This is a genomic window from Larkinella ripae (assembly GCF_054780775.1).
In genome coordinates, this window is sequence record NZ_BAAGVR010000022.1 from 717,960 (window position 1) to 733,027 (window position 15,068).

At 54.9% G+C, this 15,068-nt stretch carries 17 protein-coding genes; 9 read left to right on the forward strand and 8 right to left on the reverse strand.

The genetic code is table 11. The annotated features are described in order from the left end of the window. Positions 1-20 precede the first annotated feature (20 nt). Positions 21-914 (forward strand): outer membrane beta-barrel protein, encoded by an 894-nt coding sequence (locus ACYVHX_RS15905; protein WP_460672647.1) that lies wholly within the window; start codon positions 21-23, stop codon positions 912-914. A 19-nt stretch (positions 915-933) separates the two neighbouring features. Here ACYVHX_RS15905 and ACYVHX_RS15910 read toward each other — a convergent pair whose 3' ends face one another. The 4 genes from ACYVHX_RS15910 to ACYVHX_RS15925 form a co-directional block, all read right to left on the reverse strand. Beyond that, entirely contained in the window at positions 934-1,686 is a 753-nt protein-coding gene (locus tag ACYVHX_RS15910) for a hypothetical protein (protein WP_460672648.1), read from the reverse strand. Between the two features lie 60 nt (positions 1,687-1,746). Beyond that, positions 1,747-2,415, reverse strand: a complete 669-nt coding sequence (locus ACYVHX_RS15915; RefSeq protein ID WP_460672649.1) for an ATP-binding cassette domain-containing protein — start codon at positions 2,413-2,415, stop codon at positions 1,747-1,749. Then, on the reverse strand, positions 2,412-2,738 hold the full coding sequence (locus tag ACYVHX_RS15920; RefSeq protein WP_460672650.1) for a hypothetical protein: 327 nt from the start codon (positions 2,736-2,738) through the stop codon (positions 2,412-2,414). The genes ACYVHX_RS15915 and ACYVHX_RS15920 overlap by 4 nt, the downstream gene beginning before the upstream one ends. Before the next feature lie 114 nt (positions 2,739-2,852). Then, a complete protein-coding gene (locus ACYVHX_RS15925) occupies positions 2,853-3,677 on the reverse strand; it encodes an enoyl-CoA hydratase/isomerase family protein (RefSeq protein ID WP_460672651.1) in 825 nt (274 codons plus the stop codon). A gap of 125 nt (positions 3,678-3,802) precedes the next feature. Between ACYVHX_RS15925 and ACYVHX_RS15930 the strand changes: the two genes are divergently transcribed. Next, the gene (locus tag ACYVHX_RS15930) at positions 3,803-4,915 is read left to right on the forward strand and encodes a T9SS type A sorting domain-containing protein (protein WP_460672652.1); all 1,113 of its coding nucleotides are present in this window, start codon (positions 3,803-3,805) and stop codon (positions 4,913-4,915) included. A 77-nt stretch (positions 4,916-4,992) separates the two neighbouring features. Here the strand turns inward: ACYVHX_RS15930 and ACYVHX_RS15935 are convergent, their stop codons facing one another. Further along, positions 4,993-5,910: a PfkB family carbohydrate kinase gene (locus tag ACYVHX_RS15935; protein ID WP_460672653.1), complete on the reverse strand. Its 918-nt coding sequence runs from the start codon at positions 5,908-5,910 to the stop codon at positions 4,993-4,995. 87 nt (positions 5,911-5,997) lie between these two features. Then, positions 5,998-7,182 (reverse strand): hypothetical protein, encoded by a 1,185-nt coding sequence (locus ACYVHX_RS15940; protein WP_460672654.1) that lies wholly within the window; start codon positions 7,180-7,182, stop codon positions 5,998-6,000. Between the two features lie 186 nt (positions 7,183-7,368). On the opposite strand from ACYVHX_RS15940, the gene cysS reads away from it, so the two are divergent. The 3 genes from cysS to ACYVHX_RS15955 all read left to right on the forward strand — a co-directional run bounded on the left by cysS (position 7,369) and on the right by ACYVHX_RS15955 (position 10,327). Beyond that, entirely contained in the window at positions 7,369-8,871 is a 1,503-nt protein-coding gene (cysS, locus tag ACYVHX_RS15945) for a cysteine--tRNA ligase (RefSeq protein WP_460672655.1), read from the forward strand. Positions 8,872-8,886: 15 nt separating this feature from the next. Further along, entirely contained in the window at positions 8,887-9,888 is a 1,002-nt protein-coding gene (locus tag ACYVHX_RS15950; protein ID WP_460672656.1) for a M28 family peptidase, read from the forward strand. 73 nt (positions 9,889-9,961) lie between these two features. Beyond that, positions 9,962-10,327 (forward strand): hypothetical protein, encoded by a 366-nt coding sequence (locus ACYVHX_RS15955; protein WP_460672657.1) that lies wholly within the window; start codon positions 9,962-9,964, stop codon positions 10,325-10,327. A 191-nt stretch (positions 10,328-10,518) separates the two neighbouring features. Here the strand turns inward: ACYVHX_RS15955 and ACYVHX_RS15960 are convergent, their stop codons facing one another. Together ACYVHX_RS15960 and ACYVHX_RS15965 are read right to left on the reverse strand one after the other, a co-directional pair. Further along, complete coding sequence (locus tag ACYVHX_RS15960; RefSeq protein ID WP_460672658.1) at positions 10,519-11,034, reverse strand: sll1863 family stress response protein; 516 nt, start codon at positions 11,032-11,034, stop codon at positions 10,519-10,521. 134 nt (positions 11,035-11,168) lie between these two features. Beyond that, entirely contained in the window at positions 11,169-11,798 is a 630-nt protein-coding gene (locus ACYVHX_RS15965) for a thioredoxin family protein (protein WP_460672659.1), read from the reverse strand. Positions 11,799-12,079: 281 nt separating this feature from the next. On the opposite strand from ACYVHX_RS15965, the gene rplU reads away from it, so the two are divergent. The 4 genes from rplU to ACYVHX_RS15985 all read left to right on the forward strand — a co-directional run bounded on the left by rplU (position 12,080) and on the right by ACYVHX_RS15985 (position 15,063). After that, positions 12,080-12,391: a 50S ribosomal protein L21 gene (rplU, locus tag ACYVHX_RS15970; protein ID WP_460672660.1), complete on the forward strand. Its 312-nt coding sequence runs from the start codon at positions 12,080-12,082 to the stop codon at positions 12,389-12,391. A 115-nt stretch (positions 12,392-12,506) separates the two neighbouring features. Continuing rightward, positions 12,507-12,809, forward strand: a complete 303-nt coding sequence (gene rpmA, locus ACYVHX_RS15975) for a 50S ribosomal protein L27 (RefSeq protein ID WP_460672661.1) — start codon at positions 12,507-12,509, stop codon at positions 12,807-12,809. Between the two features lie 144 nt (positions 12,810-12,953). Then, positions 12,954-13,556, forward strand: a complete 603-nt coding sequence (locus tag ACYVHX_RS15980; RefSeq protein ID WP_460672662.1) for a NifU family protein — start codon at positions 12,954-12,956, stop codon at positions 13,554-13,556. An 82-nt stretch (positions 13,557-13,638) separates the two neighbouring features. After that, complete coding sequence (locus tag ACYVHX_RS15985; RefSeq protein ID WP_460672663.1) at positions 13,639-15,063, forward strand: DUF5723 family protein; 1,425 nt, start codon at positions 13,639-13,641, stop codon at positions 15,061-15,063. The last annotated feature ends 5 nt before the right edge of the window (positions 15,064-15,068 follow it).

The window sequence follows — 15,068 nt, forward strand, 5'->3', positions numbered from 1 at the left end:
TCTTGGAAACATACAAATTTATGAAAAAGTTGGGTTCATACCGGCGTTCCGGTCAGATGATTGCAGCAGCGACCCTCATTCTGGTGCTTATCGGGAACGCTCACGGTCAGGGCCGGGTCACCGTTCAGGAACCCAACAGGCCGAACCGAACGTCGGACGATGATGGTTGGGGCCAGCCAGCGCCCCGCAAAAATAACCGCCGAACCGATGAGCGCGAACGGCCCCGGCGCGCAACGGACCGGGTTTTTCAGCGAATTCAGGCGGATGAGATTGACTATGCCCCCCCGCAAAAACTGATTGAAATGAGTTTCCGCGTGGCACCTTCGGTGACGTTCAATTCGGCGGAAGGCTTCGGTTCGTACGCCGGTTTTCGGGACAACGGTGCCGCCATGCGCATGAGCCTCGGACCCACGATTGATTATTTCTTTTTCAAGGACCGGTATTCGTTCAGCTCCGGACTCTGGTATACGATTCACCGGTCGGGCTACCGGATTCCGGGGCAGTTTGGGCAGCCGGTCTGGGACCCGGGGGCCAAAATCCAGCAGTCGACCTATAATTTACAGTATTTACAGATTCCGGCTTCGGTGAAAATGTACGCCAACAATCTGTTTCCGAACGCCCGGTTTTACATTCAGACCGGCGGGTTGATCAACACCAAACTGGCCGAAAAACCGCTTGATTCAGCCCACAACGCCCTGTTCCAGTTTGCGGAGGAGGACGGAAACTACAGCCGGCAATACAGCCGGTGCAGCCTGAGTCTGTTGCTCGGCACCGGCATTCAATACCGGCTGAACCAGAGCCAGGCCCTGTTGCTGGGCGTCAGCTACCAGCGGGGGTTGACGGACGTGGCCCGGGCGCGCGATCTGGTTTCGAAGAACCACGCGGTTTCGCTGGATCTGGGACTGAAATTTTAAGGAATCGGTTTGCTACGCATCACCACACCCGGCTGGCGACCAGATTAATCATTGTATTGACGATAAAGGCCAGCCCGAACGACACGCCCACCGTAAACTCGTTTAGCAAGTAGGCTTGCAAAAAAAGAAAGGTCGTAAACCCGAATAAGCCGATCAGCAACCCGCGCAGCGTGGCAATGGCCGCACTGCTGCCGCCCAGCAGGTGCGAAAAAATGGCCAGAACCGACGTCATGATCGGAAAGGGCGTCAAAATACCGCTCCACTTAGGCCCCAGTACGCTTGCTAAACCGGTGATGAGCACCACAAACAAGGTCGCAACGCCCATCCGGATCACAATATCGTAGGGCAACCGCCGGACGCCCGCGGGCTGCGTTGTGGGCACCGGAAAAAACCGGAGGGCCAGCAACACGGCGCCAATCACCAGCGCATAACTCACCGGCAAACTCAGTTGCAGGGAATTGAACAGCACCGCAAAACCGGCAAAGAAAACGTACGACAGCAGCAGCGTGGGCAGCCAACGCCACGTTCTGGAAAACGATGCGTAACTGTAGCCGAAGCCGATCAGGGCCAGAATACCGGTCATGGAGCCCTGAATCGAATGAATTCCGAACGCTTTGCCCTGTTCAAGAATGAAAAACAGCAGGATCGGGCCCGCCGTCCAGGGCATACTGCCAATCAGTCCGCCAACTTTGTTGCCCCATCTGCGGGCGGCCAGCGCCACCAGCGCAATCACGGCCGGAATGATGGTTATTTTGATCAGGAAAAGATGCATCCGCTGCGTTCGGGTAGAACCAAACCGCAAAACTAGTCGAAAAACCGGTACGCGGCCCTGCTACTTTATGTAGCCCAGATCGGTCAGATCGCGCTCGGGCGAACGGAGCCGCGTGGTGCGCCCGCCCGGGTTGAGGTAAAAAACCGCATCGCTCAGCTTCAGTACCGACTGGTAGAGGTGATCGGAGAGCAGGATGCCTTTGCGCCCGGATTCGTGCCGGATGGTTTCCTGAACCTGCTCGATCTGGACCGGCATCAGGTGCGAAAACGGTTCATCCAGCAACACAAACGCACTGTCGGATTTCAGAATCAGCAGAATTTCGGTCAGGCGTTTTTCACCACCCGACAGCGACCCGATTTTCCGGTGCCGGAGTCGGTCGATGAGGGGATACTCCCGGGCTAGTTCCGTCAAATCGACGCCGTACCACGCAAAAGCCGTCTGAACGGTCAGCGAAGGTGGAACAAACGGGTGCTGGGGAAGATACCGAATCAAAGCCGGTTGCCGATACGGTTTTTCGACGTACTGCCCATCGACCCGCACCGACCGGGTTTCGGTGGGCATCAAACCCATCACGCTTTTCAGCAGACAGGATTTTCCGCAGCCGTTGCGGCCCAGTAAACCGGTAATCCGCCCTACGTCCAGCCGGATGTAGACGCTCTGGAGAATTTTTCGGCCGCCGAATGCCAGCCAGATGCCGTCGGCTTCCAGCACCGCAGGGTGAGGATTCATAGCAGGAGCAGGAGATGATACGCACCAAAAATCAGGAACAGGGCCATCAGAATGTCCAGCACAAAAGCTCCGCCGAACAGGACGGCTTCGGACAAACCCAGGTTGTGGTAAAACCAGAACCGCGCCCGGTAGTGCCGGCGGGTCAGGTACCAGACCACGCCTTCGGAAAACAGTTTGAACCAGCAGAAATAAACGAAAAAAAGCGAAAAGTAATCGACCATTCGGATCACACTGACGCCGATCAACGCCAGCGTGACCGCATTGCTGAACACCCAGAACGTCCGGTAGAACAGGAAAATAAGCGTTAGTTTCCGAAAAAGCATGGCCGTTTTTCGGCAAGATAAACCGGCCGATCATCCCCGCGAAACGCTTAACATTTTTTATCAAATCCCGGGAGGGTTGGCCGCGCAGAAACCAGGCAGTTTTAAGGTCAGTGCTTAGTCCGCATTCCGGCCCCAGTTCGGCAATCGTTTTTCCAGAAAAGCCGCCATGCCTTCTTTGGCGTCGGCGGTTTGCTGAATCTGCCGGAATTGGTCGTGCAGGAACGCCTGGTGCTGGTCCGGCGGCAGACTTTTTAGCTGCTGATAAGCCCGCAAACCCGCTTGCAGGGCGGTTGGCGCGTACTGTTTGAGCTCGTCCGTCCACTGCTGAACGGCTTGCTCCAGATTCTCTGGCGAAACCACCTCCGTCACCAACCCGGTTTCCAGCGCTTCGGGGGCCGACAACGTCCGGGCGCGCAGGCACCAATCGAGCGCTTTGCGGGCGGGCATGATCTCGAGCAGACTCGCCATCACCTGAAACGGAAACAGGCCGCGTTTTACTTCCGGCAGGCTGAACGTGGCCGTATCGGCCGCCACCACGTGCGTACAGCCGCCGAGCAACAAAAAACCGCCCGCGTAAACCGCCCCCTGCACCCGGGCCAGACACGGTTTTTGCAGGTCGGCCAGCAACTCGCCCAGGCGCACGGGACCGGCGGGAGCGGGTACGGTTTCCGCGGCTTCTTCGCCCGCCGACAGGCTTTTCAAGTCCATTCCGGCGCAAAACACATCGCCCGCAGCGGCCAGCACCACCAGCCAGACGGCTTTTTCCTGATGCGCGTAGGTTAAGGCAAAAGCCAGTTCGTTCAGCAGAGCCGCGTTGAGGGCGTTTTTTTTCTCCGGTCGATTGAGCGTCAGCGTCAGGACGTGGTCGTCCAGTTCGGTCCGCAAAAACCGGAACTTTTGGGTGGCAAAACCGGCGGTTTGCTGGGGCGTATAAAGCATTCGTTCTCAGCCAAATAATTCGGGCGAATAGTCGCCGTTCGTAATACTACAAATTTGTGCTTTCCGTTTCAAGAGTAGTATGATCAACGGTGTTTATCAGTCCATCCTTTCCTTGCTCCAACCTTATGAAAAAGATCATTACGCTGGTGTTGACGGTTTTTGCTTTTCCGGTTTGCGGAACGCACCTGCTCGGCGGTTACATTCAGGTTAAACGGACCTCGGCTTCGCTCACGTTTGAATTTACGGTCAACATTTACACCAATGAAGTGAGTGGTCAAAATGCCACCAGTCAGGCGGATTTTGTGACGCTCTGTACCGGCGACGGTTCCGGAACGATCCAGGCGTTCCGCCAGAGCCGCACCCCACTCGACCGGCTCACCGCCCTGAACCGGTATCAGGTGACGCACACCTACAACGGCACCGGTTCGGGAACATACACCGTTTCGACCCAACTTCCGAACCGCTCCCCGCTCGCCAACCTGCCGGACGCGCTGACGCAGCCGCTTTACCTAGAAACGACGTTTTCCACCACGCTGACCAACAGCCTGCCGGTTTTTCAGGGCCCTACGCCCGCCAGCCTGATTGTTCCGGTCAACGAAAGAGCCACTTATAATCTCCGGGCCACCGAAACCGACGGCGACAGCGTCGCGCATTACCTGGTCCGGATTCGCAAGGCCGAATGCCAGCAGAGCAGCCAGCCGCTTGCCAACTATGTTTTCCCCAACGAGGTCACCCGCCGGGGTGCGTTCAAAATCGACGCGGAAAGCGGGCAGTTGACGTGGGACGCCCCGACGCAGACGGGCCTGTATGATTTTGCGGTGGTGGCCGAAGAATGGCGCAACGGGCAGCGGATCAGCACCACGCTTTTTGATCTGGTGACGCAGGTGATCGACAAACCGGGTAGTACGCCCGGAACGATTCCGCCCTACGAGCCCGTGCTGGAGCGGGGCCTGCTGACGGCCGTCAACGAGCGGGTTGATGAAGAGGATTTGAACCTTACGGTTTTTCCGAGCCCTTCCCAAACCCGGTTTCAGGTTCTGCTGAAAAGCCAGAAACCGACCACGGCGACCTTTCAATTGCTGGACAGCCAGGGCAAACTCATTCAGGAAGTGACGGCGAACACCCCGGCCCGGGAACATCAGCAGCATCTGGGAACCGACCAACTGGCCCCCGGTTTATACCTCATTCGCACTTCGGCGCGGGGCCGAACGTTTACAAACAAGGTCCTGAAGAAGTAACGAACCTGCGGACTTTAGCCCGTAATCAGGACCAAAATAGCAAAAAGATAAACTATGGGCTAAAGCCCGCAGGTCCGTTACTGAATTTCAAACGCCGAGAGCTGCACAAATTTCGCGACCCGTTCGTTGATTTCTTCCGGCGTCAGGTTGAAAAGCCGTTCGGCCCCGAATTTTTCGACGCAGAACGACGCCATCGCCGAACCGTAGATGATGCCGCGTTTCATGTTGCTGAACGACACATCGCCGGTGCTGGCCAGATAGCCGATGAAACCGCCCGCAAACGTGTCGCCCGCGCCGGTGGGATCAAAGACTTCTTCCAGCGGCAAAGCGGGGGCAAAGAAGATGCTGTCGCCGTGGAAAAGCAGCGCGCCGTGTTCGCCTTTTTTGATGATGACGGTTTTGGGACCCATCGCCTGAATGGCGGCTGCGGCTTTCACCAGCGAATACTGTTTGGACAGCTGGCGCGCTTCCTCGTCGTTGACGGTCAGCACATCCACTAACTTAATGACCTCCATCAGATCATCCCAGGCGCTGTCCATCCAGAAATTCATGGTGTCGAGCATGATCAGTTTCGGGCGGTTGGGCAGCCGTTCGATCACCAGTTTCTGGATGGCCGGGGCGGTATTGCCCAGCATCAGAAATTCGCAGTCGCCGTACCGTTCCGGAATAACCGGGTCGAAAGTCCCCATCACGTTCAACTGCACATCCACGGTGTCGCGCGTGTTCATGTCGTTGTGGTATTTTCCCGACCAGAAAAACGTTTTCTCGCCCGGCCGGACTTCCAGACCCGTCGTGTCAACGCCGTGCTCTTTCAGAATATCGATCATTTCCTGCGGAAAATCGTCGCCGACCACCGCAACCAGGTTGTTTTTATTCGTGAAATACGATGCGGACAGCGTAATGTAGGTGGCAGCTCCGCCAATGATTTTATCGGTTTTGCCGAAAGGCGTTTCCAGCGCATCGAAGGCCACTGAACCAACGGTTAACAGACTCATGCTGATTGGATAAAGGCGGTTTTGATAAACCGGATGTGAGATAAGAGAATGAATGAACGGCCAAAAGTCCGCAAAATATTGGATTTTTCAAATGACCGGGTGCCGTTTGAATTCCCGGCTCCGATCAAAAAGATACCGGTAGGTGCTGTGTTCTTTGTGAATAACCCCGCCCAGCATCCGGGCAAAGCGCATCATTTTGGGATTGAAATCGCCCACCCAGTTCAGCTCCAGCTCTTCGTATTGATAGCCCGGTATCCAGGCCACCCGCGTGAACGCCAGCGCAATGGCCGATTCGATGCCCCGGCCCTGGTACTCCGGAATAATGCCGAAAATTACGCCAAAGGCTTTCTTGTTGGTTTTCATCACCTTGTGATACAAAAACTTCAGCTTGCCGATCAGGTTCAGCTTGCCGTTGACGTGCTTGAAAATCTGGTTCAGTTCGGGCAGCACGATAAAGAACGCGATGGGTTCGTTGTTGTGGTAGCCAAACCAGATGAGTTCTTCTTCCAGAATCGGTTTCATGCGCAGCATCAGCGACCGCGCCTGGGCCGCCGACATCTCCCCGACGCTCAGGTGACGCGCCCAGGCTTTGTTATAGATGGAGCGAAAATCGTCCGCGTATTTTTCGAGTTCGCGTTTGGTGATGTGCCGGAACGTGTAGGTCGGGTCCTCCAGGGTCCGGACCGAGCGTTCGAAAACCGACGGATGAATCAGCGCCCGCACTTTGTCTTCCCGCATGGGCAGCAGGTAGGTCAGTTGCCGGAAATACTCCTGAAACCCGTAATTTTCAAAAAACGGAACGTAATACGGCTGGGTGTAGGGCATTCCGTAAGTCGGTTCTTTATCGAACCCATTGACCAGCAGGCCCCACCAGCGATCGCGCTCCCCGAAATTGACGGGGCCGTCCATGGCTTCCATGCCCTGGCCCTGCAACCAGCTTTTGGCCGCGTCGAACAGGTGAAAAGCCGCCGGCTGGTTGTCGATGCATTCAAAAAAACCCAGGCCACCGGTGGGCTGGTCGTTGTTGCGGTTGGCGGTGTCGCGGTTGACAAAAGCGGCAATCCGGCCAATGGATTGCCGCTGATCGTCGAGCAGCAGCCAGCGGATGCAATCGCCGTGTTGAAAGAACTTGTTTTTGGCCGGATTGAAAACCTCTTCGATGTCGTTGTCGAGTGGCCGGATCCAGCACGGATTATTCCGGTATAACCGAACCGGCATCTGTAAAAATTCTTTCTGATAAGCGGGATTTTCACCAACTTCGACGAGTTGCATACGGCACTATACTAAGTGAAAAATAACTGATCCGGCCAACCGAACGGCGTTCGTTTGCGTTGATACCGTGTGCGAAGATAGGAAAACTACTGCATTTGCCGCTGTGCAGACCGTGCTGACTTCCGCCGAACATTGTGTAGATTTGTGGCTGCCAATAGCCGCTTCGGCGGACCGACTGATTGAAGAATGACAACACCGACACAACCGCTTAAGGTATACAATACGCTTACCCGCCGGAAAGAACTGTTCGAGCCCATTAGGTCGCCCTACGTGGGGCTGTACGTCTGCGGCCCGACGGTTTATAACTACGTGCACCTGGGCAATATCCGCACGTTTCTGACCTTCGACACGCTGTTTCGCTACCTGAAGCACATTGGCTACACGGTGCGGTATGTCCGCAACATTACGGATGTGGGGCATTTGGTGGGCGACGGCGACGAGGGCGAGGACAAAATCGGGCGGATGGCGAAGCTGGAGAAAATCGAGCCGATGGAAATTGTGCAGCGGTATACAAACGATTTTCATTCGGTAACGGCGATGTTCAATCTGCTTTCGCCGAGCATCGAACCCACCGCCACCGGCCACATGGTCGAGCAGATTGAAGCCACGCGGACGCTGATCGACAAAGGCCTGGCCTACGAGTCGAACGGGTCGGTTTATTTCGACATCGCCCGCTACAACCAGCAGGGTGGTGATTACGGCAAATTGTCGGGGCGGGTTCTGGAAGATCTGCTGAACGAAACCCGCGACCTGGACGGGCAGTCGGAAAAGCGGAATCCGCTGGATTTTGCGCTCTGGAAAAAAGCCGCCCCCGACCACCTGATGCGGTGGCCGTCGCCCTGGAGCAACGGTTTTCCCGGCTGGCACCTCGAGTGTACCTGCATGAGTACCAAGTATCTGGGCAAACAGTTCGATATTCACGGCGGGGGCATGGATTTGAAATTCCCGCACCACGAATGCGAAATGGCGCAGGGCAAAAGCATTTACGGCAATGAACCGGCCCGCTACTGGATGCATTCGAACATGCTGACGGTGAACGGGCAGAAAATGTCGAAATCGCTGGGTAATTCGTTTCTGCCGTCGGAGCTGGTGGCGGGTTCGCACCATTTGCTCGAACAGGCCTACAGCCCGATGACCGTGCGGTTTTTCATGTTGCAGTCGCACTACCGGAGCACCCTCGACTTTTCAAATGAAGCCCTCAAAGCCGCCCAGAAGGGCTACAAACGACTGGCGAACGGTTTACGAATTGTCAAAACGTTGTCGTATACGGCCGATGCGGACGGCACCATTGACGAGAAAAAACAGCAGGAAATTCGCAAAGCCGTCGACGATTTCTACGGCGCCCTGAATGACGATCTGAACACGGCGGTTGGTATTGCGCAGTTGTTTGCGCTGCTGAAATACATCAACATGCTGTATCTCAACCAGCTTCCGGCGTCGGCCCTGGGCGAAGACGTGTTTAACCTGCTGACCGGTTCTTTCGTCAAGTTTATGGAGGATGTACTGGGCCTGATCGAAGAAAAAACCGACAGCAGTGATGCGGTTTTGAACGGAATGCTGAGTTTATACCGCGAATACAAAGAACAAAAGCAATACGATAAAGTGGATCAGGTCCGTTCCTATTTCAAGGCGCAGAGGCTGGCGATCAAAGACATGAAGCACCGGATCGACTGGGCTTACGAAGAGTAATCTAGAGGATAAACCATGCACCTGAACCGAACACTTATTCTTATTTGCCTGGTTGCGGTTGTCACTGTCAGTGCCTGCAAAAGCAAAAAGCAGGATCAGCAGGAAAACCAGGCCGCCGAGGTCAAAACCGTTACGGCACCGTCTTTCAATGCCGATTCTGCCTACGCCTACGTGGCCAAGCAGGTCGCATTTGGTCCACGGGTGCCGAATACGGACGCCCACCGGCGCTGCGGGGATTACCTGATTGCCGCCCTGAAAGCCTTCGGCTGCGAAGTAACCGTTCAGAACTTCACGGCCACGACCTACGATAATCTCAAACTGAATTCCCGGAACATCATCGGCAGCATCAACCCCCAGGCCACCAAGCGCATCATGCTGGCTTCGCACTGGGATTCCCGCCCGTTTGCGGATCAGGACAGCACCAGCTCGGCCCGGACCAAACCCGTGCTGGGTGCCAACGACGGGGCCAGCGGAGTAGCCGTGTTGCTCGAACTGGCCCGGAGTATTCAGCAATCCGGCACCAAACCGGAGGTCGGCATCGACCTGATTTTCTTCGACGCGGAGGATTGGGGCAATTCCGAGCTGGCCCGCGACGAATACGGCGGTTTTTGCCTGGGTTCGCAGTACTGGGCCGCCAACAAGCATAAACCGGGTTACACCGCCTATTACGGTATTTTGCTGGACATGGTGGGTGCCAAAGGAGCAACTTTCCTGAAGGAAGGCCACTCGATGCAGTATGCGCCCACGGTGGCCAATAAGGTCTGGGAAACGGCCAGCCAGATCGGCTACAACCAGTTTTTTGTCGACACCGGCCAGTCAGGTCCGGCCATCACCGACGACCATTTGCCCGTAAACCGGGTCGGCAAAATCCCGATGATCGACATTATTCACCTGCACGTTGGCTCCGGCAGCTTCTTTGAAGACTGGCACACCACCGGCGACGGGCTGGAAAACATCGACCGCGGAACGCTTAAAGCCGTCGGGCAGGTGTTGCTGCAAACGCTTTATAATGAATAGTGAACGCATGAATAATGAACACTTGTCCGGGCGTTTATTGCCCCGGTTGCGTCACTTCCTTTTTTCAGCCTTCATGGTTCACAGTTCCTTATTCATTCAAAATTGTTCGGCACCGCCCGACCGGCTGGGGAATCTGGATCTGGTGAAATGGCGGGCGGATCGGGGTGGCTGTCGGGGTAGCCGGCTGTTGCTGCTGGACGATTTTAAGGCCGTTCGGCAGGAGGTGAAAGGCCAGTCGGCCAATGAGATCGGCAAAATTCTGGGTCGACCGGACAGCGAGCAACTCGACGACCGGAATCAGAAATTTTACATCTATTTCCTTGAAAAAGGCCCTCATTGTCAGGACCCAAAAGTCAAAACCAACAGCCGTTCCGTAGCCCTGCGCATCAGCGCGATCGGTTTGGTGACCGAAATCACGTTTCAACGGGGCCGACCGTAGCGGTGGTTTTTGAAAACGTTTCCCGGTTTTATTTTTTGCGGTTCTTGAAAACCGCCCGGCAGGTCAGCGGCTTCCCGCGCTGGATTGTTTAGCTACGCCAACAAGATTGTAGACATTTTTCCACAAAACAAAGCCGCTCCAAATCAGGGGTGTTGGAGCGGCTTTGGAACTACCTAACTGAAAACTACGTACTAATTGCCGTCGTTATCGAGCTTTTCACCGGCTTTGTCGAACGCATCACCGATGCTTTTGCCCGCTTGTTTAAATCCTTTCTTCACGTCTTTCCAGGCGGCTGCCGTAGCGTTCTGGGCATCTTCCAGATCCTGTCCCAGTTCCTTGCGTTCCTGTTCCAGATCCGCCAGTTTTTCGCGCGATTTGGCTTTTGCTTCAGCGCCTTCCCGCTTGATATCGGCCTGTAATTCATCAATCCGGGCGTCGAGTTTACGTTGCTCTTCCTTGATGTTGGCAACGGCTTTATCGCGTTCTTCCCGGAAATCGGCCGCTGCTTCATTGCTTTCGGCCTCTATTTTATCACCGGCTTTCTCCGCGTCGGCTTCCACCGCTTCACCGGTATTTTCCACCGCATCTTCGGTCCGGGATTCATTTTTTCCATCATTCTGACAAGACGTCAGCCCCAACGAAGCCACTACCAAAGCGGCCGCAGCCAGGATACGAATCTGTTTGAACGTCATTATCACCTTTTTCATAAGAGTACTGATTGATTGGTTTATGAAAAGGCAATTGACAAAACCAGTGCCAAAGACGCCTGATGAGCTACAGGCGTCAGCCCATTCATCGTTCATCACCGCGCGGGCGGCCCCGTCTTAGCGCATCATTCCCTTTAAACGCTTTTCCATTTGATGGCGCAACCGATGGCGCGCGTGGTGGTGGTGACAACCGGCCGACCGGACAGCACATTACTGACGGCATCTTCCACGTACCGTCTTTTCACCCCCGCAGCATTTTGCGGATTATCGTCAAGGGCGCCGGTGTATTCCACCGTGAAGCGGTCGCCGACGTGTTTCAGGACGAATACTTCCGGAGTGCGGGTCGCGCCGAATACTTTAGCCACACTCTGGGAGTCGTCCCACAAATACGGAAAGGGATAATTCTTTTCCTGCGCCCGGTTTTTCATGTTCTCAAACGAATCTTCGGTATACGCCGTCGGGTCGTTGGGCTGGATGGCCACCACCGGAAAGCCCAGCGGGGCGTATTTGCGGTCGAGCGCGATGATCCGTTCTTCGTAGATTTTCGAAAAGGGACAGTGATTGGTCGTAAAGATCAGAATAACCCCTTTGCCGTTTTTGTAATCGGCCAGCGAAACCAGGCGGCCGTCGACGTTTTTTAACTTAAAATCCTGTACGGCATCACCGATGGTGTATACTTTCTTTTCGTCGAAACGGGAGGACGGCGCAAACGTGGCTGCCGCCGTACTCATCAGCACAGCAAGCAAACTTATCCATGCTTTCATACTTCAGTTGTTATCAATCCGAAACATCTCACCGTAGGAGAATACACCGCCGAAACCCATTGCTTGCTTTCGGCCAGGTACCCAGCGGTTTTTCATTCCTACGGGCTGAAAAACCGCTCTGCCCGGAAATCTGTGCAAAATCCGTGCTAACTGACATAAAACCAGTGCGTTTCCTGCTAAGGAAACATTTCTGAGGAATAGAAGGTTCTGGTTTCTTTTTTCAAACAAAAACTTCTATATTTGCACCTCATTTCTGAGAAACAACATTTTCTGTATCAATCATGTACGCAATCGTAGAGATCGCAGGGCAGCAATTTAAAGTTGAGAAGGGCCGTTACGTCTACACCCACCGGTTGGAAGGCGACACGGACGCTGCACTTGTGTTCGACAAGGTTTTACTTGTCGACAATGGCGGTACTGTTTCGGTAGGTGCCCCGACCGTCGCTGGCGCCCAGGTTTCCGGTAAAATTCTGGAACACCTGAAAGGCGAAAAAGTCATCGTCTTTAAAAAGAAACGTCGGAAAGGCTACAAAAAGAAAAACGGCCACCGTCAGTATTTGACCAAAGTATTAATCGAAGACATCACAGTATAAATCGTTTTCGGTAGATCGTATACGGTTTTCGGTTGGTTGACACGCGCTTGTCCCGAATGTAATAGCCAACCATAAACTGTAAACCGTAAACCGTAAACCGTAAACTTTCTAAAAAATGGCACACAAGAAAGGTGTAGGTAGTTCCAAGAACGGCCGGGATTCGATCAGCAAGCGCCTGGGCGTGAAACTGTTCGGTGGCCAGTCCGCCATTGCCGGCAACATCATCGTTCGTCAGCGTGGCACCCAGCATCACCCCGACAAAAACGTCGGTATCGGTAAAGACCACACGCTGTTTGCGCTGGTCGATGGCCAGGTTCATTTCCGCAAAGGCAAAGGCGGCCGTTCGTTCGTCAGCATCATCGCTGCCGGTCCGTCAGCCGTGGAAGTGGCTCCGGTTGAAACCGTAGCGGCAGAATAAGTTTTCCGGTTTATTCGTACGGATAACCCGGCGATAAAAACCTGTTTGGCGGAGCCAGACAGGTTTTTTCGTTTCTGCAAACTAATCGTGGCAGGCTGCTGTTTCTTCCTTACCGGTTCTGACTCACCCTGAATTTGTAAACCAATGACAACGACACTGTATCCCGCACTCTCGCTTTATACCGAAAGCAGCCCGAATCCCAACTCGATGAAGTTCGTAGTGAACTTTCCGCTGACGCCCGAAGGACTTTCGTTCGACTACGCCGACGCTTCGGAAGCACTGCTCAACGGCAAATCATCGCCCCTGGTGGTGGCCCTGTTCGGCTTCGATTTTGTGAAACGGATTTTCATCGCCAGCAATTTCGTCACGGTTACCAAAGACGACGAAACCGAGTGGGAAGACGTTCTGTTTGAAGTGAAGGACTTCATCCGCTCGTTTTTCAACGACCAAAAGCCGGTTTTTGCCCAGCAGACGATCGACGCCAACACGACCAAGGTGGAAGCCGACTCGCCGACGGTGCAGAAAATTAAAGCCGTTCTTGACCAGTATATCCGCCCGGCGGTTGAATCCGACGGCGGGGCCATCAGTTTCCATTCCTTTGATACGGAGGGCGGAACGGTCAAAGTGTTGCTGCAAGGTTCGTGCAGCGGCTGCCCCTCCTCAACGCTCACGCTGAAAGCCGGTATCGAAAATCTCCTGACACGATTAGTCCCCGAAGTAAAACAAGTCGAAGCAGAAGGCGTTTAAAGAATGATGGATGATGAACGATGGATGAGCTGACGCAATCGCATTCATCGTTCATCATCCGTAATCCATCATTCGTAAGCTGATGCGTTTTGTACTGCTATTTTGTCTTTTTTCGTCGTCGGTGGTGGCTCAGAATTTTCTGGGCGTAGCGCCCAGTCCGTACGGGGGTACGCAGAGCACTTACCTCAACCCGGCTTTTGCTGCGGACTCGAAATACGGCTTTTACCTGAATCTCGGCGCCGGAAATGCCCACCTCAACAACGACTACTTCCGGTACCAGGCTCCGTTTTCGCTGACCTCGCTCGTTCTGAAACGGGTTCCCGATTCCTATAAACTATCCGATGGGACGGTTCTGTTCCAGCCCGATTATCTGGGCGAAACCGCCAACGGCAAATCCAAATCCGGCACGGCCTGGACCGATCTGCGCGGCCCTTCGCTCCTGCTACGGCTGGGCGACGGTCTGGCCGTCGGACTGACCACGCGGCTGCGGGCCGCTGCCCAATTCAACAAGGCATCCGAATCGCTGCTGTCGGTGGTGCGGGCGGGCTTGCAGGACGAACGGCTCTACAACATTCCGAGCCGCGATAACCAGGTCACCATCAACACGAATACCTACGCGGAAGTGGGCCTGACGCTGGCAGCCGCCATTCTTCAGGACGACTATCAGCAACTTTCGCTGGGCGTTACCGTAAAACGACTCCAGGGCATTACGGCCGGTTTTCTGAAAAACAACGGTCTTTCCTACCGGGTCCTGGCCGACACCGCCGGTGTGAACAACTATTACCTGCAGGTCGATCAGATCAACGCCGAACTGGGCTACACTACTTATTTACAGGATCAGAACCGCTCGGTTTCCGTCCGTCAGTTTTTCGATGGTAACAACCCCGGCCGGGGCTGGGGCGCTGATATTGGTCTTTCCTACCAGTTAAAATCCGACGACTCCGATCGGTACGCGCTCCGTGTCGGCGTCGCCCTGACGGATCTGGGCGCCGTTCGCTACCGCAACTCCCGCTATGTACAGCAGTATTCGATCAACACGACGAACCAGCGGTTTACCTCGGATGACTTTAACGAAGTAAGTGGCAGCGAAGACATTGCCAACGTTCTTCGCGACAAGCTCAACCTGACCGAAGCCAACAACAGCGGGCAGTTTACGTCGGGTTTGCCAACGGCGCTTTCGGTCAACGCCGATGTTCACCTCGGCAGCGGTTTTTACCTGACCGGCACCCTGCTCCAGGATATGCGGGCTAAAGACGCCATTGCCATTCGGCAGCCCTCGCTTGTTTCGGTGTCGCCCCGGCTCGAAACCTCGGCCTTTGGTGTGGCGGTTCCGCTCACGCTGATTAACAATTCCTTTGTTGCGGGTGCCTCCATCCGAATCGGCCCGGTTTTTCTGGGAACCGACAACCTGTTCGGCATGATTGGTAGTAATTCAAACAAATTGCGCCCGCGCGGGGCCGATATTTACGCCGGACTGGCGCTGGCAAGCCTGCGTCGGAAACCGTAGTCAGG

Coding starts and splice junctions, on each gene's coding strand:
- ACYVHX_RS15905 (WP_460672647.1), top strand. CDS start 21: ATGAAAAAGTTGGGTTCATACCGGCGTTCCGGTCAGATGATTGCAGCA.
- ACYVHX_RS15910 (WP_460672648.1), bottom strand. CDS start 1,686: ATGCATCTTTTCCTGATCAAAATAACCATCATTCCGGCCGTGATTGCG.
- ACYVHX_RS15915 (WP_460672649.1), bottom strand. CDS start 2,415: ATGAATCCTCACCCTGCGGTGCTGGAAGCCGACGGCATCTGGCTGGCA.
- ACYVHX_RS15920 (WP_460672650.1), bottom strand. CDS start 2,738: ATGCTTTTTCGGAAACTAACGCTTATTTTCCTGTTCTACCGGACGTTC.
- ACYVHX_RS15925 (WP_460672651.1), bottom strand. CDS start 3,677: ATGCTTTATACGCCCCAGCAAACCGCCGGTTTTGCCACCCAAAAGTTC.
- ACYVHX_RS15930 (WP_460672652.1), top strand. CDS start 3,803: ATGAAAAAGATCATTACGCTGGTGTTGACGGTTTTTGCTTTTCCGGTT.
- ACYVHX_RS15935 (WP_460672653.1), bottom strand. CDS start 5,910: ATGAGTCTGTTAACCGTTGGTTCAGTGGCCTTCGATGCGCTGGAAACG.
- ACYVHX_RS15940 (WP_460672654.1), bottom strand. CDS start 7,182: ATGCAACTCGTCGAAGTTGGTGAAAATCCCGCTTATCAGAAAGAATTT.
- cysS (WP_460672655.1), top strand. CDS start 7,369: ATGACAACACCGACACAACCGCTTAAGGTATACAATACGCTTACCCGC.
- ACYVHX_RS15950 (WP_460672656.1), top strand. CDS start 8,887: ATGCACCTGAACCGAACACTTATTCTTATTTGCCTGGTTGCGGTTGTC.
- ACYVHX_RS15955 (WP_460672657.1), top strand. CDS start 9,962: ATGGTTCACAGTTCCTTATTCATTCAAAATTGTTCGGCACCGCCCGAC.
- ACYVHX_RS15960 (WP_460672658.1), bottom strand. CDS start 11,034: ATGAAAAAGGTGATAATGACGTTCAAACAGATTCGTATCCTGGCTGCG.
- ACYVHX_RS15965 (WP_460672659.1), bottom strand. CDS start 11,798: ATGAAAGCATGGATAAGTTTGCTTGCTGTGCTGATGAGTACGGCGGCA.
- rplU (WP_460672660.1), top strand. CDS start 12,080: ATGTACGCAATCGTAGAGATCGCAGGGCAGCAATTTAAAGTTGAGAAG.
- rpmA (WP_460672661.1), top strand. CDS start 12,507: ATGGCACACAAGAAAGGTGTAGGTAGTTCCAAGAACGGCCGGGATTCG.
- ACYVHX_RS15980 (WP_460672662.1), top strand. CDS start 12,954: ATGACAACGACACTGTATCCCGCACTCTCGCTTTATACCGAAAGCAGC.
- ACYVHX_RS15985 (WP_460672663.1), top strand. CDS start 13,639: ATGCGTTTTGTACTGCTATTTTGTCTTTTTTCGTCGTCGGTGGTGGCT.